Source organism: Halomonas sp. MMSF_3323 (assembly GCF_030733595.1).
GTDB lineage: Bacteria > Pseudomonadota > Gammaproteobacteria > Pseudomonadales > Halomonadaceae > Halomonas > Halomonas litopenaei.
Genome location: NZ_JASHIT010000010.1, coordinates 1 through 21,836, shown reverse-complemented (window position 1 = coordinate 21,836; position 21,836 = coordinate 1). Strand labels below are relative to the sequence as shown.

Annotated in this window: 20 protein-coding genes and 1 pseudogene; 12 read left to right on the top strand and 9 right to left on the bottom strand. The window is 64.2% G+C overall.

All coding sequences use genetic code 11. The annotated features are described in order from the left end of the window. Positions 1-180 precede the first annotated feature (180 nt). Entirely contained in the window at positions 181-711 is a 531-nt protein-coding gene (locus RBB39_RS06700; protein ID WP_045992963.1) for a hypothetical protein, read from the top strand. Between the two features lie 97 nt (positions 712-808). Here RBB39_RS06700 and fadA read toward each other — a convergent pair whose 3' ends face one another. Beyond that, complete coding sequence (gene fadA, locus RBB39_RS06695; RefSeq protein ID WP_045992964.1) at positions 809-1,987, bottom strand: acetyl-CoA C-acyltransferase FadA; 1,179 nt, start codon at positions 1,985-1,987, stop codon at positions 809-811. Between the two features lie 23 nt (positions 1,988-2,010). After that, positions 2,011-4,170, bottom strand: a complete 2,160-nt coding sequence (gene fadB / locus RBB39_RS06690; protein ID WP_045992965.1) for a fatty acid oxidation complex subunit alpha FadB — start codon at positions 4,168-4,170, stop codon at positions 2,011-2,013. Between the two features lie 232 nt (positions 4,171-4,402). Here fadB and RBB39_RS06685 point away from each other — a divergent pair, with 232 nt between their 5' ends. Further along, complete coding sequence (locus RBB39_RS06685) at positions 4,403-5,797, top strand: DUF5924 family protein (RefSeq protein WP_083970420.1); 1,395 nt, start codon at positions 4,403-4,405, stop codon at positions 5,795-5,797. Positions 5,798-5,945: 148 nt separating this feature from the next. Next, entirely contained in the window at positions 5,946-6,392 is a 447-nt protein-coding gene (gene slyA, locus RBB39_RS06680) for a transcriptional regulator SlyA (protein ID WP_045992966.1), read from the top strand. A gap of 145 nt (positions 6,393-6,537) precedes the next feature. On the opposite strand, the gene RBB39_RS06675 is transcribed toward slyA, so the two are convergent. Then, on the bottom strand, positions 6,538-7,068 hold the full coding sequence (locus RBB39_RS06675; protein ID WP_045992967.1) for a hypothetical protein: 531 nt from the start codon (positions 7,066-7,068) through the stop codon (positions 6,538-6,540). 111 nt (positions 7,069-7,179) lie between these two features. Here RBB39_RS06675 and RBB39_RS06670 point away from each other — a divergent pair, with 111 nt between their 5' ends. After that, complete coding sequence (locus tag RBB39_RS06670) at positions 7,180-7,626, top strand: universal stress protein (protein WP_045992968.1); 447 nt, start codon at positions 7,180-7,182, stop codon at positions 7,624-7,626. A gap of 205 nt (positions 7,627-7,831) precedes the next feature. On the opposite strand, the gene RBB39_RS06665 is transcribed toward RBB39_RS06670, so the two are convergent. Next, a complete protein-coding gene (locus tag RBB39_RS06665) occupies positions 7,832-9,775 on the bottom strand; it encodes an ATP-binding cassette domain-containing protein (protein ID WP_045992969.1) in 1,944 nt (647 codons plus the stop codon). 200 nt (positions 9,776-9,975) lie between these two features. Here RBB39_RS06665 and RBB39_RS06660 point away from each other — a divergent pair, with 200 nt between their 5' ends. The 3 genes from RBB39_RS06660 (at position 9,976) to RBB39_RS06650 (ending at position 12,676) form a co-directional block, all read left to right on the top strand. Beyond that, complete coding sequence (locus RBB39_RS06660; protein ID WP_045992970.1) at positions 9,976-10,845, top strand: TatD family hydrolase; 870 nt, start codon at positions 9,976-9,978, stop codon at positions 10,843-10,845. A 1-nt stretch (position 10,846) separates the two neighbouring features. Further along, positions 10,847-11,326 carry a hypothetical protein gene (locus tag RBB39_RS06655; protein ID WP_045992971.1) on the top strand — a complete coding sequence of 160 codons (480 nt, stop codon included), beginning with the start codon at positions 10,847-10,849 and terminating at the stop codon, positions 11,324-11,326. 339 nt (positions 11,327-11,665) lie between these two features. Next, entirely contained in the window at positions 11,666-12,676 is a 1,011-nt protein-coding gene (locus RBB39_RS06650; RefSeq protein WP_253028415.1) for an MBL fold metallo-hydrolase, read from the top strand. Positions 12,677-12,685: 9 nt separating this feature from the next. Here the strand turns inward: RBB39_RS06650 and RBB39_RS06645 are convergent, their stop codons facing one another. Next, on the bottom strand, positions 12,686-13,240 hold the full coding sequence (locus RBB39_RS06645; protein WP_045992972.1) for an elongation factor P hydroxylase: 555 nt from the start codon (positions 13,238-13,240) through the stop codon (positions 12,686-12,688). Between the two features lie 449 nt (positions 13,241-13,689). Between RBB39_RS06645 and RBB39_RS06640 the strand changes: the two genes are divergently transcribed. From RBB39_RS06640 to RBB39_RS06630, 4 genes and pseudogenes are all read left to right on the top strand, one after another. Continuing rightward, complete coding sequence (locus RBB39_RS06640; protein WP_231498674.1) at positions 13,690-15,129, top strand: MATE family efflux transporter; 1,440 nt, start codon at positions 13,690-13,692, stop codon at positions 15,127-15,129. 2 nt (positions 15,130-15,131) lie between these two features. Beyond that, positions 15,132-15,884 (top strand): annotated as a pseudogene (locus tag RBB39_RS06635) (DUF3080 family protein); the annotation flags it as partial. Between the two features lie 91 nt (positions 15,885-15,975). Continuing rightward, a complete protein-coding gene (locus RBB39_RS22750) occupies positions 15,976-16,203 on the top strand; it encodes a prepilin-type N-terminal cleavage/methylation domain-containing protein (protein WP_371931864.1) in 228 nt (75 codons plus the stop codon). Between the two features lie 98 nt (positions 16,204-16,301). Next, positions 16,302-17,015: a hypothetical protein gene (locus tag RBB39_RS06630; RefSeq protein ID WP_045992975.1), complete on the top strand. Its 714-nt coding sequence runs from the start codon at positions 16,302-16,304 to the stop codon at positions 17,013-17,015. Positions 17,016-17,102: 87 nt separating this feature from the next. Here RBB39_RS06630 and tusA read toward each other — a convergent pair whose 3' ends face one another. Further along, the gene (tusA, locus tag RBB39_RS06625) at positions 17,103-17,357 is read right to left on the bottom strand and encodes a sulfurtransferase TusA (RefSeq protein ID WP_045992976.1); all 255 of its coding nucleotides are present in this window, start codon (positions 17,355-17,357) and stop codon (positions 17,103-17,105) included. Between the two features lie 26 nt (positions 17,358-17,383). Between tusA and RBB39_RS06620 the strand changes: the two genes are divergently transcribed. Next, positions 17,384-17,671: an antibiotic biosynthesis monooxygenase gene (locus tag RBB39_RS06620; RefSeq protein WP_045992977.1), complete on the top strand. Its 288-nt coding sequence runs from the start codon at positions 17,384-17,386 to the stop codon at positions 17,669-17,671. A gap of 31 nt (positions 17,672-17,702) precedes the next feature. On the opposite strand, the gene rlmM is transcribed toward RBB39_RS06620, so the two are convergent. The 3 genes from rlmM to RBB39_RS06605 form a co-directional block, all read right to left on the bottom strand. After that, entirely contained in the window at positions 17,703-18,776 is a 1,074-nt protein-coding gene (gene rlmM / locus RBB39_RS06615) for a 23S rRNA (cytidine(2498)-2'-O)-methyltransferase RlmM (RefSeq protein ID WP_045992978.1), read from the bottom strand. Then, positions 18,766-19,203 (bottom strand): DUF2721 domain-containing protein, encoded by a 438-nt coding sequence (locus RBB39_RS06610; protein WP_045992979.1) that lies wholly within the window; start codon positions 19,201-19,203, stop codon positions 18,766-18,768. Before RBB39_RS06610 ends, rlmM begins: the two co-directional genes overlap by 11 nt. A 310-nt stretch (positions 19,204-19,513) precedes the next feature. After that, entirely contained in the window at positions 19,514-21,073 is a 1,560-nt protein-coding gene (locus RBB39_RS06605) for a BCCT family transporter (protein ID WP_045992980.1), read from the bottom strand. Positions 21,074-21,836: the final 763 nt, after the last annotated feature.

Below are 21,836 nucleotides of genomic sequence, written 5' to 3'. Positions count from 1 at the left end.
TCCCTGTGGAGACACTCTCACCAACGTACAGATGGGCCTTTGGCAAGATGCCTGATGTCGCCCGGACTGTGCGTCACTCGCTCGATACTCGTCCGTTCAAGGGATGCCGTAAATCACGGCGAGGTCGGGGTCTACAGGGAAGTACAACGGCTCCGGCCAACGGAGCCACAGGAGATGCGCATGGATGCACAGCAGACGCTGGAGGCCCTACCGATCGAATTCGAAGGTCCCTCCTACACCGGTGATACTGTCTTTGGCTATCTGGTCATTGCGGTGTCGCTGATTGTCTTGATCATCGCCGTTCTCATCATCATTTTCGGCCCCGAGTACGTCAGCGTATCGATCGCCCGCGGCCCCACCTTCACCCAGTTCTGGCAGCTCTACCCGGGCCCCATCGCTACCGTCGCGGGGATCGTGACGCAGCTTGGCTGGATGTTGGTCAAAAAGCAGGATGAGGTATTGTCAGAGGAGGTCTTGGATCGTGTACGCCGGCTCCTCCCGGCCTCCGCCGAGATGCCCGAGGGTCATCGGTTCGTGTTGACCCACCTCACCGGACATCGCTACAGGGTGGAACTCGAGGAAGTGGTCGAACCATCGGACCAGCAGAACCCGCCGGACAACGTCGGTCAGATCGTGCCACTGGGACGAGGAGGCGCCATGGTGCGCCTCTGCCAGGATCAGATGATACCCACGGCAGTATCCAGCGGTTGAATGACTTGCGCGTGTACACTGCACTCTCGCAACAACGCCGGCACTGTCAGACAGTGCCGGCGTTTTCCGCTCTGCTCCGCCCGAAGGCGGCAAGAGTTCAGTCGAGGCGTTCGAACACGGTCGCCACGCCCTGCCCCATGCCGATACACATGGTGGCGAGACCCAGGCGGGTGTCCTGGCGCCGCATCACGTTCAGCAGGCTGTTGCTGATACGGGTGCCGGAGCAGCCCAGCGGGTGACCCAGGGCGATGGCGCCGCCGTGCAGGTTGACCTTCTCGTCCATCACGTCGAGCAGCCCCAGGTCCTTGAGCACCGGCAGCGCCTGGGCGGCAAAGGCTTCGTTGAGCTCCACCGTGTCGATGTCATCGATGCTCAGTCCCGCCGCCTTGAGCGCCTTCTGGGACGCCGGTACCGGGCCATAGCCCATGATCGAGGCGTCGCAGCCGGACACTCCGGTGGACAGCACCCGGGCAATCGGCGAAAGACCAAGGGCCTGGGCGCGTTCGTAGCTCATCACCAGCATCCCACTGGCGCCCACCGACAGTGCCGAGGAGGTGCCGGCGGTAACGGTGCCGCCACGCGGATCGAACACCGGCTTGAGGCCCGCCATGCTGTCCAGGCTGGCCTCGGGACGAATCACCTCGTCACGCTTGACCAGAATCCGGCGACCGTCGGCGTCATGGCCTTCCACACCGATGATCTCGCGGTCAAAGGCGCCGCTCTGCTGGGCCTCGTAGGCACGCTGGTGGGAGCGTACGCCGAAGCTGTCCTGCTGCTCGCGGGAGATGCTGTGCAGCTTGCCCAGCAATTCGGCGGTCATGCCCATCATCATCGCCGCCTTGGCGGCGTGCTTGCTGGCGCTGGGGTTGACGTCGATGCCGTGGGTCAGCGGGATGTGCTCCATATGCTCGACGCCACCGACCAGATAGACGTCACCCATGCCGGCCTTGATGTTGGCGGTGGCGATGTGCAGTGCGCTCATCGACGAGCCGCACAGGCGGTTGACCGTCTGGGCCGGCACGCTGCGCGGCATGGCGGTCATGATCTGGGCGTTGCGTGCGACGTTGAAGCCCTGCTCCAGGGTCTGGTTGACGCAGCCCCAGATAACGTCATCCACCTCGCCGGGATCAACGGCGGCGTTGCGCTCGAGCAGCGCATTCATCACCGCCGCCGACAGGTTCTCGGCACGCACGTGGCGGAAGCCACCGTTCTTGGCCTTGGCCATGGCGGTACGGGCACCATCGACCACCACCACATCTCTCGGGTTCAAGCTCATCTGTCTTCTCCTGTCTGGTGGGGTCACTTGGCGTCGGCGTAGAAGGTCTTGCCACTGTTGGCCATCTCACGCAGGCCATCGGTGGGCGCATAAAGCGGCCCGAGCTCCTCGGCCAGGCTGTCGGCCAGGGCGACGAATTCGGCCACACCCATGGCATCGATATAGCGCAGTGCACCACCTCGGAAGGGAGGGAAGCCAATGCCGTAGATCAGCGCCATGTCGGCCTCGGCCGGGGTGCCGACGATGTCATCTTCGAGACAGCGCACGGTCTCCATGCACAGCGGCACCATCATCCGCGCGATGATCTCTTCGTCGGAGAACTCGCGGTTCTCGCTGACCACCTGCTTGACCAGCTCGATGGCGGCCTCGTCGCTGACCTTTCTGGGCTTGCCCTTGCGATCCTCTTCGTAGGCGTAGAAGCCCTTGGCGTTCTTCTGCCCCAGGCGATCGTTGTCGAACATCACCTGAATGGCGGTCTTGGCGTCACGCGCCATGCGGTCGGGGAAGCCTTCGGCCATCACCTCGTTGGCGTGCACCGCGGTATCCATGCCGACCACGTCGAGCAGATAGGCCGGGCCCATCGGCCAGCCGAACTTCTCCATCACCTTGTCGACGCGCTGGTAGTCGGCACCCTTTTCGACCAGCAGGCTGAAACCACCGAAATAGGGGAACAGCACGCGATTGACCAGGAAGCCCGGGCAGTCGTTGACCACGATCGGCGTCTTGCCCATGGCCTTGGCGTAGGCCACGGTGGCGGCCACGGCTGCGTCGCTGGTCTTCTCGCCACGGATGACCTCGACCAGCGGCATGCGGTGCACCGGGTTGAAGAAGTGCATGCCGCAGAAGTTCTCGGGACGCTTCAGGTTCTCGGCCAGTCGGGTGATCGAGATGGTCGAGGTGTTGGACGCCAGGATGGTGTTGTCGCTCACCTGCTGCTCGACCTCGCTGAGCACCGCACCCTTGACCTTGGGGTTCTCGACCACCGCCTCGACCACCAGGTCGACATTGTCGAAATCACCGTAGGACAGCGTCGGACGAATGTTGGCGAGCTTCTCGGCCACACCTTCGACGGACAGCTTGCCGCGGGAGGCCTGCTTGCCGAACAGCTTGCGCGCCTCCTTGAGGCCCAGCTCGATGGCGTCTTCCTTGATATCCTTCATCAGGATCGGGGTGCCCTTGGAGGCGCTCTGGTAGGCGATTCCGCCGCCCATGATGCCGGCACCGAGCACCGCCGCCTGGCGCACCGGTTGCGCCTTGCTGGCGTACTTGCCGCCCTTCTTCTTGACCACCTGGTCGTTGAGGAACAGCCCGACCAGGTTGTAGCAGACGTCGGTCTTGGCCATCTTGCAGAAGGCCTTGGCCTCGATCGCCTGGGCCCGCGCACGACCTTCACCGGCGCCCTTCTGGATCACCTTGATCGCTTCCACCGGCGCCGGATAGTGCGGCCCGGCCTTGCCGGCGACATATCCCTTGGAGGTCTCGAACACCATCATCTGCTCGACCGGATTGAGGTTCAGCGCGCTGTTCTTTTCCTCGCGCCGGGCCTTGAAGTCGAGTTCGCCGGCGTTGGCTCGCGCCAGCATGTCGAGCGCCGCTGCCTCGAGGTCATCGGCGGACACCACCGCATCCACGGCGCCGACCTTGAGGCAGGCGTCGGCACGGTTCTCGGTGCCGCCGGCGATCCACTCGATAGCGTTGTCGGCGCCGATCACCCTGGGCAGACGTACGCAGCCGCCCCAGCCGGGGACGATACCGAGCTTGGTCTCGGGCAGGCCGATCTTGGCGTCAGGCGTCATCACGCGGAAGTCGGTGGACAGCACCACCTCACAGCCGCCACCGAGGGCCAGGCCGTTGATCGCGCTGACCGTCGGGAAGGGCAGGTCCTCGAGGCCATTGAAGATACCGTGGACCTGCTCGAGCATGCCCTGGATCTCCGCCTCGTCCTTGCCGAACATGGCGTGAAACTCGGTGATGTCGGCACCGACGATAAAGGCGTCCTTGGCACTTTTCAGCATCAGGCCCTTGACGCCGCTCTCGCCGCGTACCGCGTCCAGCGCTTCGCCCAGCTCCTTGATCACCGCGCCAGAGAGCTTGTTGACCGATTCATCCTTCAAGTCGAAGGTCAGAGTGGCGATATCGTCGCCATTGCGAGCCACCGAAATGGCATTGCCTTGATAGATCATCCACGCATCTCCACTGAAGTCATGCCGTGTCATCCGGAAAGGGCCCGACAAGCGATGGGCCAGGCGACATTCATACGCCCGTTTGATTTCGCCAGCTTGGTGCAAAGATTCACTTCCGTCAACCCCTACCAATACCTTAGAGGGCTTGCGAGGCGTTGAAGCATGCAGCGGCGCTTCACCAGCGTTTAAGCATACTGATAGCATGCCCCTCCCAGCCGCCGCGGACCACGCCATGCCCTCCTCGCCCCCTCAGCGCACCACCCTCAACGCGACGCAGCGATTCATCGAGACCTGGGTAGCGCGTCTGCGGCCCTGGCACTGGCTGTGGCCACCGCTGGCCTTCGCTGCCGGTGTCGCCAGCTTCTTTCTGGTCGAGCGCCAGCAATGGCTCGGCGTACTGCTGGCCGGGGGCATGTTGCTGGCCTGGACCCTGCTGCTGTCGGAGAGTCTGATCGGACGCCTGATGGTGCGGCGCGGCTATCCTGCCCTGCCCCGTGGCGTCACCACCTTCATCGCCCAGATGATCCACCAGGAGACGCTGTTCTTCGCCCTGCCCTTTCTGGTCGCCACCACGGTGTGGAGCAGCGGTCAGGCGCTGTTCACCCTGTTCATGCTTGGCATGGCGGTGCTGTCCATCGTTGATCCGCTCTACTACCGACTGGCCGAACGCAAGCGCTGGCTCTACTTCGTGTTCCACGCCCAGTGCGTGTTCCTGGTGGTGCTGGTGACCCTGCCGTTGGTCCTGCACCTGAGTACCGGTCAGAGCATGCTGGCGGCCGCCGTGGCCATGGTGGTATTCAGCCTGCCGAGTCTGTTGCATCTGCTGCGCCCCATGAGTCCTGCCCGCTGGCTGGCGATGTTCGCGCTGCTGCCGCTATTGGCCGGGGTCGCCTGGCTGGGCCGGGTGTGGGTGCCGCCGGCGACCCTGTGGTTGTCCGGCAGCGCCCTGTCGCCGGCCTTCGACGAGGCCGCACGCACGCCGCAGGGCTCCATGGCGCTGACACCGGAGGCGCTGTCGTCCCGAGGGCTCTATGCCTACACCGCAATCCATGCGCCACGCGGCTTGAAGGAAGAGGTGGTACACGAGTGGCGCCACGAGGGAGAACTCGTCGACCGCATCGCGCTGAATATCTACGGCGGACGTGCCGAGGGCTATCGCGCCTGGACCCGCAAGCAGAACTTCCCCAAGGCCAGCAGCGGCAGCTGGCGCATCGATGTGATGACCGCCGGCGGCCAACGTATCGGCGTACTGCGCTTCGAGGTTGCCGAAGACCCTGGGGCGGCGACCACCGCCGACGCCAGCATCGATACCCAGGCGGGCATTCCCGGCCTCAGGCTACGCTGGTTGACCGCCCGCCCCGAGGGACAGCAGGAGACACCGGACATGGCATCCGACAAGGCACGCCAGCAAGAGCCGCCGAATCACGAGGAGCCAGCCCCTGCTGAAGAGGATGCGGAGGGTGAGCCGAAAGATGACTCGGGACAAAGCGGCGAGACGAGGGAGAGCAATTCGGCAGGCGAGCAGCCGGCCGAACAGAAAGGTGATCGCGAGGGCAAGGAGGAGCAAGCGCCGCAAGCAGACGATGAAGGGGAACACGACAACGGTGAGACAGGGCGTGAGTCGTGAGTCGCGAACGAGCGACAGCCAGGGAGCGGCTGTACCCCCGAAGAGTGAAGAATAGGCGCAGTTTCGAAGCAAAGGAGGGAGTTGGCTTGCATTACCGCCGCTGCGTTCGGACAATCAAATCATTTGCAGCCTTGCGATCTTGATCACTATGAACGAGAACATCGGATTTCAACTGTCTCGGGCACCACGCATCTGGCGTGCGGTGCTCGATCAGCGCCTCGCACCGTTGGGACTGACCCAGACGCGGTGGGTGACGCTCTATCACCTGTGGCGCATGCCGGACGGGCAGCCCCAGTGCGACCTGGCGCGGGCCATCGGCGTCGAGGCGCCGTCGCTGGTCAGGACGCTGGATCAGCTTTGCGAGCAGGGCCTGGTCGAGCGCTGTCCCTGTGACCAGGATCGCCGCACCAAACGCGTGCACCTGACCAAGCAGGCGACGCCTCTGCTCGAGAAGATCGATGCCATCGTGCAACAGGCCAGGGAAGAGATGCTCAAGGGGCTGGACGAGCAGGAACAGGAAAGACTCAGCGACATGCTCAGCCGCATCGAGGCCAACGGTCAGGCCTTGCTGACGCCGGACGATTGCCAGCGCTGACACCTGAGCACGACGAGCCCAGCAAGAGCCTCGCCGAGATCGCCTTCAGGGCCCACCCTGACACCTGGGCCGGATACCCAGCCTGACGCAGCCCTGTTCGATCCTGGGTGGTCGATCGCCATCGTCCAAGTTAGAGCCGCCAATATCAGGGCGGCGAGTTCGGCAAATTGGCGGCGGGACGATCCGGACGTCCCTGCAGGGCGTCGCGTAGCGCCGTCGCAGGCGCCGCCAGGCTGCCGAAGGCGTCGGCCTCCAGCGACTCTTCCCACCACAGCGTCAAGGCCTTGTCGCTGGATTCGACCACGCAGGCGTCCTCGGGCAGCTGGGTCAGCAGACGCGACAGTCGCGCATTGATCACCGATGGCAACGGCTCCAGCGGCTGAATCCGCCAGCGCCAGCCATTATCGTAGTCGAACGACTTGAGCGCCTCGCTGGCACGTTCTGTGCGTACCAGCACAAAACGTGGGCCAGGCCGCTGACTCGGATAGACCCAGCGATAGGCCGCCATCTTGTCGGTCTCGCCGTGCAGCGGTGGCGTCTCCAGCTTGACGCTGGCCCCCGCCTCGATCGCCACCTGGCGCAGCGACCCCTGACGACGCTCTCGGGCGGTGGGCCGCAGCCACATGGCCGGGGCAAAGACCATTCCTACCACCCCCAGGATCAGCAGCCACAACATACGGTTTCCTCAGAAAAATCGTTGATCATCAGCATTGTTTTGACGGGACTGGCGGCCTAGAGTGGAAGCACAGACCTTTTCTCAACCGACCGCCGCTGGAGGCGTAGTCCCGTGAGCAATGAATATCGTCATGTGCTGGTGGCCGTGGACCTCACCAAGGACTCCCACAAGATCCTCGAACGCGCCCTGCAGATCGCCGATCGCAACCACGCGAAGCTGTCGATCATGCATACGCTGGAGCCCCTCGGCTTTGCCTACGGGGGCGACATCCCCATGGACCTGACCAGCATCCAGGACCAGTTGGACGACCATGCCAAGCAGCGCCTGGCCGAGATCGCCGATGCCCACGTGGCGCGCGACGACCAGCACGTGGTCGTCGGCATGCCCGATACCGAGATCCATCGCTTCGCCGATGAACACGACGTCGACCTGATTGTGGTCGGCTCCCACGGCCGTCATGGCTTTGCGCTGCTGCTCGGCTCCACCTCCACCGGCGTGCTCCATGGTGCTCAGTGCGACGTACTGGCCGTGCGCGTCGGCAAGGAAAGCGAAGAGTAACCCCAGCGGTTGACCGGATCGCACCTCGCGGCAACCGGATCGCACCCACTGCCCCGTTCATTCCCGGGAGCTTGCCCTCGCCCGTCCACCCAAGCGGTGGACGGGCGAGCTTTTTTCGCAAGACACCATTCGCAAGACACCTTTTGCGAGGCGCCTTTCGAGCGACTCCTCGGTACCACGCAAAGGGGCCAGAGCGCGTCCGGGTCTACTCGCCGGCGGCCATGGCCTCGAGTTCCATCCAGCGCTCCATGACCGCGTCGAGGCGTTCCTGGGTCTCCTGCAGCAACGCCAGACGCTCGGTGACCACACCGGATGGCTGCTGGTAGAAGTCGGGCTTGCCCGCCTCCGCCTCGAGCTCGGCAACCTCAGACTCCAGCCGTTCGATCTCCGCCGGAAGGCCATCGAGCTCCCGCTGCAGCTTGTAGGATAGCTTGACCGGCTTGGCCTTGGCTGGCGCTGCGGCCGTGTCCACCGTATCCGTCTTGCTGGATGCCGGTGCCGGTGCCGCGTCATCCGCGGTCGGCTCCACCCGCTGGCGCGCTGCCCCCTCCCAGGGCGCCGGCGGCAACTTGCCGCCCTGGCGGACCCAGTCGCTGTAGCCACCGACGTACTCGCGTACCTGCCCCCTGCCTTCGAAGGCCAGCACGCTGGTCACCACGTTGTCCATGAAGGCGCGGTCGTGTGATACCAGCAACAGGGTGCCGTCGAAGTTGAGCAACAATTCCTCGAGCAGCTCCAGGGTCTCGACGTCCAGGTCATTGGTCGGCTCATCGAGCACCAGCACGTTGGCCGGCTGGGTGAACAGCTTGGCCAGCAGCAGGCGGTTGGACTCGCCCCCGGACAGTGCCTTGACCGGCTGACGCGCACGCTCCGGCGAGAACAGAAAGTCCTGCAGGTAGCTCATCACGTGGCGGTCCTTGCCACCCACCGTGACCCGATCACTGCCCTGGGCCACGTTGTCGTAGACGGTGCGCTCAGGCTCGAGCCCGGCCCGGAGCTGGTCGAAGTAGGCGACCTGTAGCTTGGTCCCCAGTCGCACCGTGCCTTCGCTCGGCTCGAGTTCGCCCAGCAGGATCTTCAACAGGGTGGTCTTGCCGGCGCCATTGCGCCCGATCAGGCCGATACGATCCCCACGCTGAATCTCGATATTCAGGTCACGGATGACCGTCGCGTCCTCGAAGTGCTGGGTGACGTGAGACAGCTCCACCACCCGCTTGCCGCTGCGTTCGCCGGTATCTACCGTCAGCGAAGCATTGCCCTGGCGCTCGCGCCGCTGGCTACGTTCGCGGCGCAACTGCTCGAGCGCCCTCACCCGTCCTTCGTTGCGCGTACGCCGGGCCTTGATCCCCTGACGAATCCAGGCTTCTTCCTGGGCCAGTTTCTTGTCGAACTCGGCATTCTCCCGGGCCTCGACCTCGAGCTCGTGCTGCTTCTGAGCCTGGTAGGTGGCGTAGTCACCGGGATAGCGCCCGAGCTTGCCACGATCCAGCTCGAGGATCCCGGTGGCCAGACGCGACAGAAAGGCGCGGTCGTGGGTGATGAACAGCACCGCGCCGGCAAAGGCGGCAAGCTGTTCCTCGAGCCAGGCGATGGTGTCCAGGTCCAGGTGGTTGGTCGGCTCATCGAGCAGCAGCAGATCAGGTTCGGCGACCAGCGCCCGAGCCAGCGCCACCCGCCGGCGCCAGCCGCCCGACAGCGAGGACATCTCGGCGTCTTCGGGCAGCCCCAGGCGGGTCAGCACCACATCGATCCGCTGGTGGAACGACCAGCCGTCGATGGCCTCCAGCCGCGTCTGCAGCGTCGCCATGCGGTTCATGTCCGGATCCTCGGACTGCACCAGATGGTGATACTCGGACAGCAGATCGCCGGCCTCGGGCAGGCCCTGGGCCACCACATCAAAGATGGTCTCGCCGCTGGCCTCGGGCAGGTCCTGCTCGAGCACCCCGATCTTGAGCCCCGGGGCGCGCCAGATGGTGCCGCTGTCGGCCTGATTCTCGCCCGCCACCAGTCTCAGCAGCGTGGACTTGCCGGTGCCATTGCGGCCCACCAGCGCCAGCCGCTCTCCCCGCTCGAGCACCAGGTCGGCACCGTCGAGCAACACATGGTGGCCATAGGCCAGTTGCAACTGCTCCAATCGTAGCAGGGTCACGCTTCACCTCTTCGCTTGATCATCGCGACAGTGTACCTCATGCCCCCCTCCTGCTGGCATGACCGATCCCACCTGAGAGTCAAAATCAGAGACCACGCGATCAGCGACATGGCCACCTCGAGCACCGCACCACGTGGTTGTGCCGCCGACACACAGGTACAATGCGCCTCCATCGATATAGCCGCCCCAAGGAGACCGCGTTGTCCGTCCCAGACAAGCCAGCCCCAGACGAGACGCTGCCGAACCCGCTGCCGGAGCCGCTGCGCTTTCACTCGCCTGCCCCTCTGGTCGACATCGGCGCAAACCTGACCCACGAGAGCTTTACCCACGATATCGATGCCACCCTCGCCCGTGCCCGCGCGGCCGGCGTCGAGACGCTGATTCTCACCGGTACCGATCGTGAGCATGCCGAACAGGCGGTGGCCCTGTGCCAGGCCCACGAAGGCCTTTACGCCACCGCCGGCATCCACCCGCACCAGGCCAGCGAATGGGGTACGGAGCTCGAAGCCGCCATGGCCGAGCTACACCAAAAGCCCCAAGTGGTCGCGGTGGGAGAATGTGGCCTCGACTTCAATCGCAACTTCTCGACCCCGGCCGAACAGGAACGCGCCTTCGAGGCGCAACTCGCCCTGGCTGCCGAGTCGGGGCTGCCATTGTTCCTGCACGAGCGCGACGCCGGTGCCCGAATGCGTGACATCCTCGGCGCCTGGCGAGATGATATTTCACGGGCGGTGATACATTGCTTCACCGCGGATCGCGAGACGCTCCACGGCTACCTGGATCTTGACCTGCACATCGGCCTGACCGGCTGGATCTGCGACGAGCGCAGGGGCCATCATCTACGTGATCTGGTGGGCGACATCGCCGCCAATCGACTGATGGTAGAGACCGACTGTCCCTATCTGTTGCCGCGTAATCTGCCGGCCAAGCTCAAGGGGCGCCGCCACGAGCCGGCGCTGCTGCCCTGGATCGTGCGAGAGATCGCCCACTGGCGCGGCGAAAGCGAAGCTGAGCTTGCCGTCAGCAGCACCGCGACGGCCCGCGCCTTCTTCGATATCAAGGAGTCCTGACATGGACGACATGCCTGCCTTTATCGCCGTGGAGACCGGCGGCGACGGCGATCTGCCCCTGGCCATCGCCTGGAGCCTCGACGATGGCCGCATCAAGCACACCCTGATCCAGCCCGACGAGGACTGGCTCGATGCCGAGACGGTGTCCCTCGGCGACTACAGCCGCGAGGAGCTGGCCAGCATCGGCGTGAGTCCGCTGGACGTGATCCGTGAACTGGAAACCGATCACTTCAACGCCACCCTGCTGACCGCCGGCGTATTCGACGACGAGGCGGCCATCTCACGGCTGTTCGACACCTACGGCCTGGATCCGTTCGTCGAGCTGGCCCCGGCAGAATCCCTCTATCCCGACCTGGATCCTGGCGAGTGGGCGCGCGCCCGCAACGAGCTGTTTGCCGAACTGGGCCTCGAGCCCATGCGTCCGGAGCAGGAGGTAGAGGTAATGTTGCATCTGCACAAGCGACTAAGCGACAGCGACTGAGTCCGCAAACGAAATGCGACCGCTGACGGTGCGACTCGGACCGTCAGCCCTCCCGCCAGTCCTCCCGTCAGTCTTCCCGCCAGCCCTCCCACCGGCCCTCCCATAGCTCCATACCCTGTTACCAGGGCTTCAGGCGTTCTCGCGAACTATCGCTTGGTCACGAAGCAGTACCGCCCCTCCCGGCGCGAAGCAAAGCAGCGGCTGGCGTCACCCCCGCTTGGTGGTCACGGTATACCTTGGTCGACTGGTCTCCTCCCTCCTCTCGAGCCACGCTTGTTCTTCCCAACAAATCGAACTTAAGTGCGCTATACGAACAACAAGCTTCGAGAGAGTGAGCCCATGCCCATTGCCACGAACATTGCCACGAACATTGCCACGACCATTGCCACGTCTTTTGCCCAGCCCCGTCGTCTTGCCGGACCCCGACCTGCCCCCCGCGCCATCGCCACCTTTCTGGCGCTGGCCAGCGCAGCCCTTTTCAGCGCAACCCTGTCCACCTCCGCCCAGGCCGACACCAGTATCGTGATGCTGGGCACCGGCACCCCGGTACCCGACGGGGAGCGGGCCGGTTCCGGGGTCGCGGTCATCCATGATGGCGAGGCCTATCTCTTCGATGTTGGCCCCGGCGTCGTCGAGCGCGCCAGCCAGGCCCAGGAGCGAATGGGCATCGAAGCGCTCGCCCCGGTGAACATCGAGCGGCTGTTTCTGACCCACCTCCACAGCGACCATGTACTGGATTACCCGGAACTGCTCGGCACCTACTGGTGGCGCCGCGAGCAGCCCATCTCGGTGGTCGGCCCGGTGGGTACCGAGGCCATGAGCCAAGGGGTCTACACCATGCTGGCCGAGGACACCAATACGCGCCTGGCCGACAAGAGTCCTGTCACCAATCCTGCGGCGGCCAGGGCCCTGGTGACCGAAATCGAGAAGGAGGGGCTGGTCCACGAGTCACCCGGCATCAGCATCCACGCCTTCGGGGTAACTCATGGAGACTGGGAGCAGGCCTACGGCTACAAGGTCGTCACCGATGACCTGACCCTGGTGATCTCGGGTGACACGTCGCTTTCCGAGGAAGTGCGTCGCCAGGCAAGCGGCGCAGACGTACTGATCCACGAGGTGATCAGCCGTCAGGGGTGGGAACAACTGTCACCGCAGTGGCAGGCCTACCATCAATACGCCCACACGCTGAGCGATGAACTGGCAGAGTTGGCCCGGGAAGCGCGTCCCGGCACCCTGGTGCTGACCCATGTTCTGCACTACTCGGCCCCGCGGGAGAGCGTGCTTGACGAGGTTCGAGCCGACTATGATGGCAGGGTGCTGCTACCCGATGATCTTGACGTCATCGAGTGACCGACGCCATCAGGCGATGGCAGGCTCGAGCTGCTCTCGTCCAAGCTCGATCGCCTCGCTCAACGCCAGCCCTTGCCGATAGAAGCCGCGCAGCGCCGCTTCGAAGGCTGCCGCACGGCGCGGCAGTCCTTCGTCACGGTAACGGCGGGCACGCTCGGCCACCCGTCGGGCGAAGCCTTCACGATCGACCTCCACCTCGCCGAGGTTGTCGACGCTGACGTGAAAGGTCAGCCCGGCCGCCTCGCTGAAGATGCGCTCCAGCGCCTGGGGCGCCACCTCGACCTTCTCGAAGGCCTGCTGCTGCATCTCGCTGCGACCGTCAGGCTCGTACCAGTAGCCGTAGTCTTCCAGTAGTCGCCGACGCGGCCCGGCGATACACCAGTGGCTGACCTCGTGCAGTACGCTGGCAAAAAAGCCCCGCGCAAAGATCACCCGATGCCAGGGCACCTGTTCGTCGGCGGGCAGATACAGGGGCTCATCACCGCCACGCACCAGACGGGTATTGCAGGGGCCCAGAAACAGCCCATCGAACAGTTCGATCACGTCTTCCAGGCGGTGCTCCACAAGGGCTCCTTCAGTTCGGGCGTTTGTCAAAAGCGGCGGCAGGCTGTTCCCGCGCGCCACTACCGAGCGATGTTGGCGAGGGCGCTTGCCAAGGGCGCCTGCCGACAACGATTGCCGAACCCGCCTGGCGAGAACAGTGGCCGATGCCGATTGGCGCGAGCCGGCAAGGATACCAAGGCTTGGCGCACAGCCAAACTCTCGAAGCATTCGATTCTGGCGACATCGCTGGTTTGATTGACCAGACACCGATGACGGCGCTCGGCCTTCGCACTCTGGCACCAGGGCCTGCGGCGCCAAGATGGTGCATCGCTGGTACACTCTCACGGTACCCCGTGTCCCGAGTCGGCGCTTGCCCGGCGATCACCTCTTGGCCGTCTGTCCCGACAGCGGCCCGCTGACTCAAGGCACCAGGGCAAGAAGCCCGTATTCTTTGCATGGAGCCCACCAACGTGCGTCCTTTCCCCACCGGCCTCGGCGCCACCAGCCGCCGCGAGAGCTGGCCCTTGATCCGTCTGGCATTGCCCATCTGTGGTGCCCAACTGGCCCAGGCCGGCATGAGCGTCGTCGATATCATGATGACTGGCCGCCAGAGCGCCACCGACCTCGCCGCGGTCTCCGTCGGTGCAAGTCTGTGGATGCCCTTGATGCTGTTCATGACCGGAACCCTGATGGGGCTGACGCCGATCGTCGCCCAGCTGCTGGGGGGCGGGCGCCAGGCGGGCATTCGCCCCAACGTGCACCAGGCGCTGTGGGTGGGCCTGGTACTGGGGCTGGTCTCGGCGCTGTTGCTGCGCCTGGCGGTGGCGCCGGTATTCGCCTGGATGGAAGTGCCGCCGGAAGTGGCAGAACGCGCGCGTGACTATGTTGGCGCAGTGGCCTTCGGAATGCCCGGCGTCGCTATCTTTCTGGCACTGCGAGCGTTCTCCGACGGGGTCAATCATACCCGGCCGGCGTTGTGGATCAGCCTGATCGGGCTGGCCGTGAATATTCCCAGCAACTATGTGCTGATCTACGGTGGCGACGGTTTTACTCGCCTACTGGGCGACGCCACCCCCGGCTGGTTGGCCGACCTGCCGGCACTGGGCGCCTATGGCTGCGGCATCGCCACCGCCATCGCCATGTGGGTGATGACCCTGGCGATGGTCCGTTACACCCAGAAGAGCCGCGCCTATGGCAGTATCGAACTGTGGCACTCGCCCACCCGTCCGAATCCCCGGATGATCGCCGAACTGCTCTACGTGGGCGTTCCCATCGGTGTGGCGATCTTTGTCGAGGTCACCCTGTTCACCCTGATCGCGCTGTTTATCGCAAGCCTCGGCGAGATCGTGGTGGCCGCTCACCAGGTGGCGCTCAACTACACCTCGGTACTGTTCATGCTGCCGCTGTCACTGGGTATGGCCTTGACGGTGCGGGTCGGCAACACCCTCGGCGGTGGCGACCCTCGGCTGGCGCGACTGGTGGCCTGGAACGGCATCCTGATCGCGCTGTTGGTGGCGCTGTTCAACAGCCTGCTGCTGTGGCTGACGGCGGAGACCATCGTCGGGCTCTACACCCATAACGTCGAGGTCCAGGCACTGACCCTGTCGCTGGTGGGGCTGGCGATGCTCTATCAGGTATCGGATTCCCTGCAGGTGGCCCTCGCCGGCGCCCTGCGCGGCTACAAGGATACCCGGGTGATCATGTTCATCACCCTGCTGGCGTACTGGCTGGTCGGCCTCGGCGGCGGCCACCTGCTGGGACGCTACGGGGTTGGCGACTGGATCGAACCGATGGGGGTACACGGCTACTGGATCGGGCTGATCGCGGGGCTGACCGTCGCCGCGCTGCTGCTCGGTGAGCGCTTCCGGCGCAAGGCCCGAAGCGTTGCCAGGCGCGCGGAGGACGGCTGAGCATGAACGGCTTTCGTCCTGGCCGGTGGCGGCTGCTGCTCACCTCCTGCCTGTCGCTGCTGGTGGGCTGTGGCGACTCGGCGCTGGAACGTGATCTGCTGGCCTATCAACAGCGGCTAGCCAAGGCACTCGACCAGCCACCACCGGAGCCCGCGCCGGTGGCAAACATCGGCGACTTCCCCGAACGCCGTCAGTTGACGCTGGAGATCCCGCCGATCAGGGAAGGCATGCTCGACGTCTTTGCCCTGCGCGGCTGCCATATCGCCAACCTGGTCGCCGAGCGCAACAACCAGCTTGGCAAGACCGCCGCCCCCAGCCAGCGCTGGCTCTACGAGCTGCGTCTGTGGCGCCGCCTCAGCGCCTGCTGGAACGCCGAGGCCGCCGACGCCCTGGCCGAGGGTGACCGCCAGCGCCTGGCTCGCCTGACCGACATCAAGACACGCCAGCTACCGCTGGCCAGCTACAACGCCCTGGTCTCCTCCGAGGAGTGGACCGGCAGCTTCTCGCGGGCAAGCTCTCCCCTGCCTCTCGACGAACTCTCGGCGGTCGACGAGCAGCTTGCGGCGCTTGGCTATCTGAACGAAGCGGTCATCCACCAGTTCGACCGCCAGTGGACGCCAGAGTCCGGGCCACTGGAACAGGCGCTTGCCACCCTGCGGGATCGTCCACTGAGTGCCGAGCTGATGCGCGCCCTGATGCTGGCAAGCCAACGCCTCGAGGAAGCCAGTCGACTGCTAGAGCGCGCCCTCGCCTCCCGCCATGGCTCAGACAACGACCGGACCGGCGCTGATGCGGCATGTTCACAGACGACGACGCTGCCCGAGGAAGGCGACACCCTAGCGTCACTTGAGCGCCTCGAGACGCAGGCGCTACGCTGGTTCGCAGGCATGGACCGACTGCTGGACGCCCATGTGGCGGGCAGCCAGGCCTTTCAGGGCTACCGCCGGCAATGGCTCGAGCTCGAAGCCGAAACCACGCCACTGGCAAGTTTCGTGCGCGTACGAGACGATCACCTGTGGTTGCGTCAGCAATGGCGTCAACGCTGTGATACCCACGAGGACTTACGCTAGTTGATGAGTCTGTGCTATTGATGAGAACAGGGACGTAGAGCGCAGCGTCCGGCCCCGGGCCGAGATGCGATGCCGTAAGCAAGCAGCCGCTGGAGGGAGATCATGGGCATTCCACTGTCACCCCGCCCCGCTCGGGTCATCGACCTGGAGAGCATGCGCCAACGCCAACTGGCCCGCAGACGCCTGGTTCGCCTGGCCCCGGAGCTCGATGGACTGGAGATGGTGTACCGACTCGACGCGCACCCGGATACCCTGTACGGCATGCCGATACTGGCCTGGGGGATGCGTGAGAACGGCGATATTGTCGGGCTGGTCCCGTGGATGGAGTCGCTGACGCCATGCGAGCAGCTCGACGATCCGGACCACGGTCACTTCGTCGGCTACCGTGATCCGGAAACCGAGGAGCTGTTCGACCAGCCCCCGGAACACAAGGAAATGGAACTGGCCCACGCGGCGGCCTACTTCGAATACGAGGATACCCGCGAAACCACCCTGATCCAGAGCCTGCCGGATCATCAGGGTACCCACGCCCTGTGCATGGACGAGGAAGGCGCGCCCTGGCAGCTCAAGCAGGTCTTCGGCTGGCGCCTGTACAGCGATGGCACCATCGAGTCCCTGCTGGCCGACGAGAACCTGATCGAAACCGTCCCGGTACTGCCCGGCGACGCCTGCCTCTACCCGGGCCACAGCCGACACCGGGTGGTGTACTTCTTCCAGCGCCAGATCGCCAATCGTATTCGCCAGGAAGACCCGGCGACGCTGGAAGCTCTGGCCATGATGGTCATGCCTGACGACGATGAGGAAGCCGCGCCATAACGTAAGAAGGAGCGTCGGAAGGAGCGTCAGGATCAGCGTCATCACCAGGGAGGGGGCTCAAGCGTTGAGTCCCCTCCCTCGGCAATCTTATCCCAGCCGGATAAAGTAGAAGTGCGAGCCATCTTCAAGACTGCGATGCTCCACCAGCTCGTGCCCGAGAAACTGGCAGAACTTGGGCACATCTCGGGTGGTCGCCGGATCTGTCGCCGTGACCTTGAGCACCTGGCCAGGACTCATGTCCCGCACCGCGTTGTGCATCATCATGATCGGTTCAGGGCAGAACAGACCGCTGGTATCCAGTTCCTTGTCGCTTGCGGGCAGCGCATCGGAAGAATCCACCATCAATACCTCGGAGTTGGAGTGAAAGCATGATCAAGATCATCATCGAGCGCCGCATCATGCCGGGCCTGGAAGAAGAATACGAGCAGGCCGCACGAGAGGCCATGCGCCAGTCGCTGGGCGCCGATGGCTTCTTCGGCGGCGAGAGCCTGGTCGAACAAGGACGCTCCGACCGCCGTCTGATGATCACCAAGTGGCGCGATCTGCGCGCCTGGAAGGCATGGTACAACAGCGAGGCCCGAGAAAGAGTGATGCAGCACGTCCAGCCGCTGCTGACCGAGGCAGAGAACGTCCGGATCTTCGAACCGGCCTACTGACCCACGCCCATCTGCTGCCCGTGTCGCCGCCTCAATCGAGGCGAACGTGCACGGTGACCTCTTCCCTGTCGTGATAGAGGTGACGACAGCGTATTTCGGCCCGAACCCCGGCCTCCTGCAAGCGTGACGCGAGGCCGGAAAGACACAGCGATACCTCCTCCCAGCGCTTCTTCATCGGCAGCTTCAAGTTGAACACCGCCTCGCGACACCAGCGCTGCAACAGCCAACGCTCCATCATGGTGATGACGCGCGAGGGCTTGTCGACGATGTCGCAGACCAGCCAGTCCAGGCGCATCGGCGGCTCCCACACGAAGCCATCCTCACGCAGATGCTCGACCATGCCGCTGGCCATCAGGGCCTTGTCCATGGGGCCATTGTCGATGGCGTAGACCTGCATCCCCCGCTGCACCAGCTGCCAGGTCCAGCCCCCCGGGGCAGCACCAAGATCCGCCGCCTGCATGCCCTCCCCGAGCCGCTCGTCCCACTCGTCACGCGGCACGAATTCATGCCAGGCCTCCTCGAGCTTCAAGGTCGATCGGCTTGGCGCAGCGTGGGGGAAGCGCAGACGTCGAATGCCGCCGGGGAATTCACTGCGATTGCCGGGAAAGCTCATCGCCAGCTGGACCCGGTCACCGTCACGCCAGACCAGGTGCAGCCGTCGTCCTCCCGCCTTGCGCCGCAAGGCACCACGCTTCTTGAGCTGGGAGTTGAGCGGGCGTTCCAACGCCTTCAACAGGCTACTCAGCGCCTTGGCCTCGTTGGTATCCGGGGTCTCCTGCCAGATCGACTCGAAGCTCCAGCCACAGGCCTTGAGCTGCTCGAAGATGGGCGAGAGTCGATCGTCCCGGGACAGCGAGAGCTCCGGCAGGGCCAGCAACGACTGACGGGCAAATACCAGCTCGTCGAGACGCAGGCGACGATGCAAGTCATTGGCCGGGTGCTCGCCGTCCATGCTGACCCTGACCAGCCCCTCCTCCATCAGGGGCTCGACGCTGGCGCCCTCGCCTTCGGCCAGGAACTCAGCGTGCAGGCGGTCGGTAAGCTCGGCGGCCAGGTCCGGCTCGAACCCCGGGCGACAGAATAGAAGGATTTGATCAGGCGTCATGGGTAAAGGTTCTCTTTCTCCAGTCGAGTCCGGCGCGTCCCTCGGCGGTCAGTTCGATATCCTTCAACTGAACATTCAGGGCGTTGGTGGAGATCACCACCTCCCACAACGAAAACACCAGGGATATCGACAGCGATGCCAGGCTGATGCCGAAAAGCAGCATACCCAGCGGCGTCCATGACAGGAACAGCGCAAACATCGACAGGGTACACAGCAGGAAGCTGAAGACCCCGGCGATCTGCATTCGCTTGGTCAGCGAGATGCGCCGGCGCAGTAGTCGGATCTGGGTGACGTGATCCTCTTCCCCCTCCTTTACCTGCTCCGCCAGCTTGCGGATCAGTCCGGCCAGGGTCAGGAAGCGGTTGGTATAGGCCAGCAACAGCAATGAAATGGCGGGAAACAGCAGGGCCGGCGTGGTTAGATTCACGGGGGCACTCCAGAGGATCGACGAAAGTCGATCATGGTAGCAGTCACGGCGCCTGGCGACGAGTCGCGCGGCCCTTCCCCCTGCCTCGAAGGTCAGCTTGACGCACCAGGTGCGACACACCCGGTACGCTGAGACAAGCTCGCGTGGAAAGACGCACAACTTGCCGATCCGGTAGCCACTGCCGGACGGCTGTGCCATATACGAAACTGCCCCCGACGCAAGCGTCGGGGGCAGACAATGGAGCGGAGGCCGCCATCAGGACTCAACCTTCAGAGCCATCAGGCCGCGGCAAACAGAGGCGATGTCCCGATTACAGGATGCCCTGCTCCTTGGCCATCTGACGAGCCGCCCGAGGGGCCGTCCACAATGTCGGCAGCAGCACCAGCGACACCGGGATAGCGGTGATCACGATAAACTGCTGCAGGGCACTGATCTGGCCTGCACCCATTCTCAGCAGAATGGCAGCCATCAGCGCCATGGCGATGCCCCAGAAGGCACGAACCAGTGCGTTGGGCTCGTCGTGACCGGCACCGACCACGGAAATGGCGTAGCTCATGGAGTCACCGGTCGTCGCCACGAAGATGGTGGTCAACAGCAGGATGGCCATGGCCATCAGGCTTCCGCCGGGCAGCGCCTGGGCCACGGTCAGGGTCGCGACATCAAACTGGAAGTTGTTCAACGCCTCGGTCAGATCGATGGCACCGCTCAGTTGATAGTAGATGCCGGAACCCCCCAGCAGGGTGAACCAGATCATGGTAGCCACAGGCGCCATCACCGCCACCGCCAGAATCATCTGCCGGATGGAGCGTCCACGAGAAATCCGAGCGACGAAGATCGCCATCAGCGGGCCGTAACCGATAAACCAGGCAAAGAAGAACACTGTCCACCACTGCATCCACCAGTCCGGTGCGGTCTGGGTGGTCATGGTCGCCATCTCGAAGAACGAGCTCAGATAGGCGCCCGCCCCCTGGGTAAAGGCATCGGTCAGAAACAGCGTCGGTCCCAGGATAAAGATCGTCGCAGCGATCGCTAGAGCCAGAAACACGTTGAAGCGGCTGAGGATCTGGATCCCCTTGTGGATTCCGGTGACCGCCGAGGTCACGTACACCACCCCCAGAGCAGCAAGCACCATCAATTGGGTGCTGTAGCCTTCACTGACACCGAACAGCTCATGAAAACCGAAGCTGACCTGAGTCGCCAGGAAACCGATGGGGCCGACAGTACCCGCCACCACGGCGATCACGCACAGAGCGTCGACCAGGCCACCGAAGGGCCCCTTCATGACCTTTTCGCCCAGCACCGGATACAGCAGGGTCCGCGGCTGCAGCGGCTGTCCCTTGACGTAGTGGGCATGAGCCAGCACCACCGACGCCAGCGTACCCAGCACGGCCCAGGCCAGCAGCCCCCAGTGCATGAACGACTGGGCCAGAGCCCCTGAAATGGCCTCGGCCGTCCCGGCTTCGCTGTCGAAGGCCGGCGGCGTCACCACGAAGTGATAGACCGGCTCACCGGCGGCGAAGAACACACCGCCGCCCGCGAGCAGCGTGCACATGATCATCGACAGCCACTTGAAGGTACTGATCTCTGGCGTCTCGAGATTGCCGATACGCGCCTTGGCGCTGGGAGACACGGCGATGCCCATGGCGATGAAGAAGGTCGCCAGCAACAACAGCTGGAAATAGCTGCCCAGGGTCTTGGCGGTCCAGGCGAAGCCTGCAGAGATGCCGTTGGCAACCATCTCGATGTCGTACACAGACAGGGCGACGAAGCCCATGATGAAGCCGATGCTCAAGATGAGCACGATGGGATCACCCAGTCGAGAACCGGCCGAAGAAGCCCGCGAGTCGGAGGAAGCGGTGGTATGACTCATGTGGTGGGTAGCGACAGCAGACTAGGGTCAGGCTGTCGGACTCTCCTTTTGGGAAAGATGAATGGCGCCCTGATGGGCATGAAGGAAGCACGGAGGATTCCGCGATTTCATGACAGCTCTGTGGCTGAAGGGAAAGGGTTCACCGCGCCTCATGCGCGAATCGAACCCGGCGACGCGCCTGGAACCCGTTCCAGGCGTGTCGTAAAAAAAAGCATGACAATGTCGACGCCGCATGACCACCCCCTGAACAGCGCGATGGTTCAACGCTTGAGTCTTTTTCCGGTCATGCCAGCATGCCACTGGAGGGGTATACGACCTCCGGGCGTCACACAAACAACAGCGCCCTCGCATCAGGGTGAGTCACCCCGACGCTCTTCAAAAGAACTGCAGCGAAGCTGCAAGGGGGGACGAACGACGCGAGCCTTCCCCTGAGAAGAACCAGGCCGGACCGCGTCGAGGGGGTTATCGTCCCGCGCCCGCTTATAGAAAGCGAGCTTAACCTTGTGGAAAATTCCGGTATCCGGAGTTGTACTAGAAACAAGGCAGCTTATCTCTCGCATGGGGGTGAGTCACCCCGAGCTTTTGCAGCGAAGCTGCAAGGGGTGACGAACGACGCGAGCTTGCGAGCGGCCGGACCGCGCCGAGGGGGTTATCGGCGCGGCCCCACATATAAAGAGGGGGGTCTTCCCCATGCGTACGAAAAAGCCCAACTCCTCTCGGAATTGGGCTTCTTCTGAATAAATGCCTGACGATGACCTACTCT

Coding starts and splice junctions, on each gene's coding strand:
- RBB39_RS06700 (WP_045992963.1), top strand. CDS start 181: ATGGATGCACAGCAGACGCTGGAGGCCCTACCGATCGAATTCGAAGGT.
- fadA (WP_045992964.1), bottom strand. CDS start 1,987: ATGAGCTTGAACCCGAGAGATGTGGTGGTGGTCGATGGTGCCCGTACC.
- fadB (WP_045992965.1), bottom strand. CDS start 4,170: ATGATCTATCAAGGCAATGCCATTTCGGTGGCTCGCAATGGCGACGAT.
- RBB39_RS06685 (WP_083970420.1), top strand. CDS start 4,403: ATGCCCTCCTCGCCCCCTCAGCGCACCACCCTCAACGCGACGCAGCGA.
- slyA (WP_045992966.1), top strand. CDS start 5,946: ATGAACGAGAACATCGGATTTCAACTGTCTCGGGCACCACGCATCTGG.
- RBB39_RS06675 (WP_045992967.1), bottom strand. CDS start 7,068: ATGTTGTGGCTGCTGATCCTGGGGGTGGTAGGAATGGTCTTTGCCCCG.
- RBB39_RS06655 (WP_045992971.1), top strand. CDS start 10,847: ATGGACGACATGCCTGCCTTTATCGCCGTGGAGACCGGCGGCGACGGC.
- RBB39_RS06650 (WP_253028415.1), top strand. CDS start 11,666: ATGCCCATTGCCACGAACATTGCCACGAACATTGCCACGACCATTGCC.
- RBB39_RS06630 (WP_045992975.1), top strand. CDS start 16,302: ATGGGCATTCCACTGTCACCCCGCCCCGCTCGGGTCATCGACCTGGAG.
- tusA (WP_045992976.1), bottom strand. CDS start 17,357: ATGGTGGATTCTTCCGATGCGCTGCCCGCAAGCGACAAGGAACTGGAT.
- RBB39_RS06620 (WP_045992977.1), top strand. CDS start 17,384: ATGATCAAGATCATCATCGAGCGCCGCATCATGCCGGGCCTGGAAGAA.
- rlmM (WP_045992978.1), bottom strand. CDS start 18,776: ATGACGCCTGATCAAATCCTTCTATTCTGTCGCCCGGGGTTCGAGCCG.
- RBB39_RS06605 (WP_045992980.1), bottom strand. CDS start 21,073: ATGAGTCATACCACCGCTTCCTCCGACTCGCGGGCTTCTTCGGCCGGT.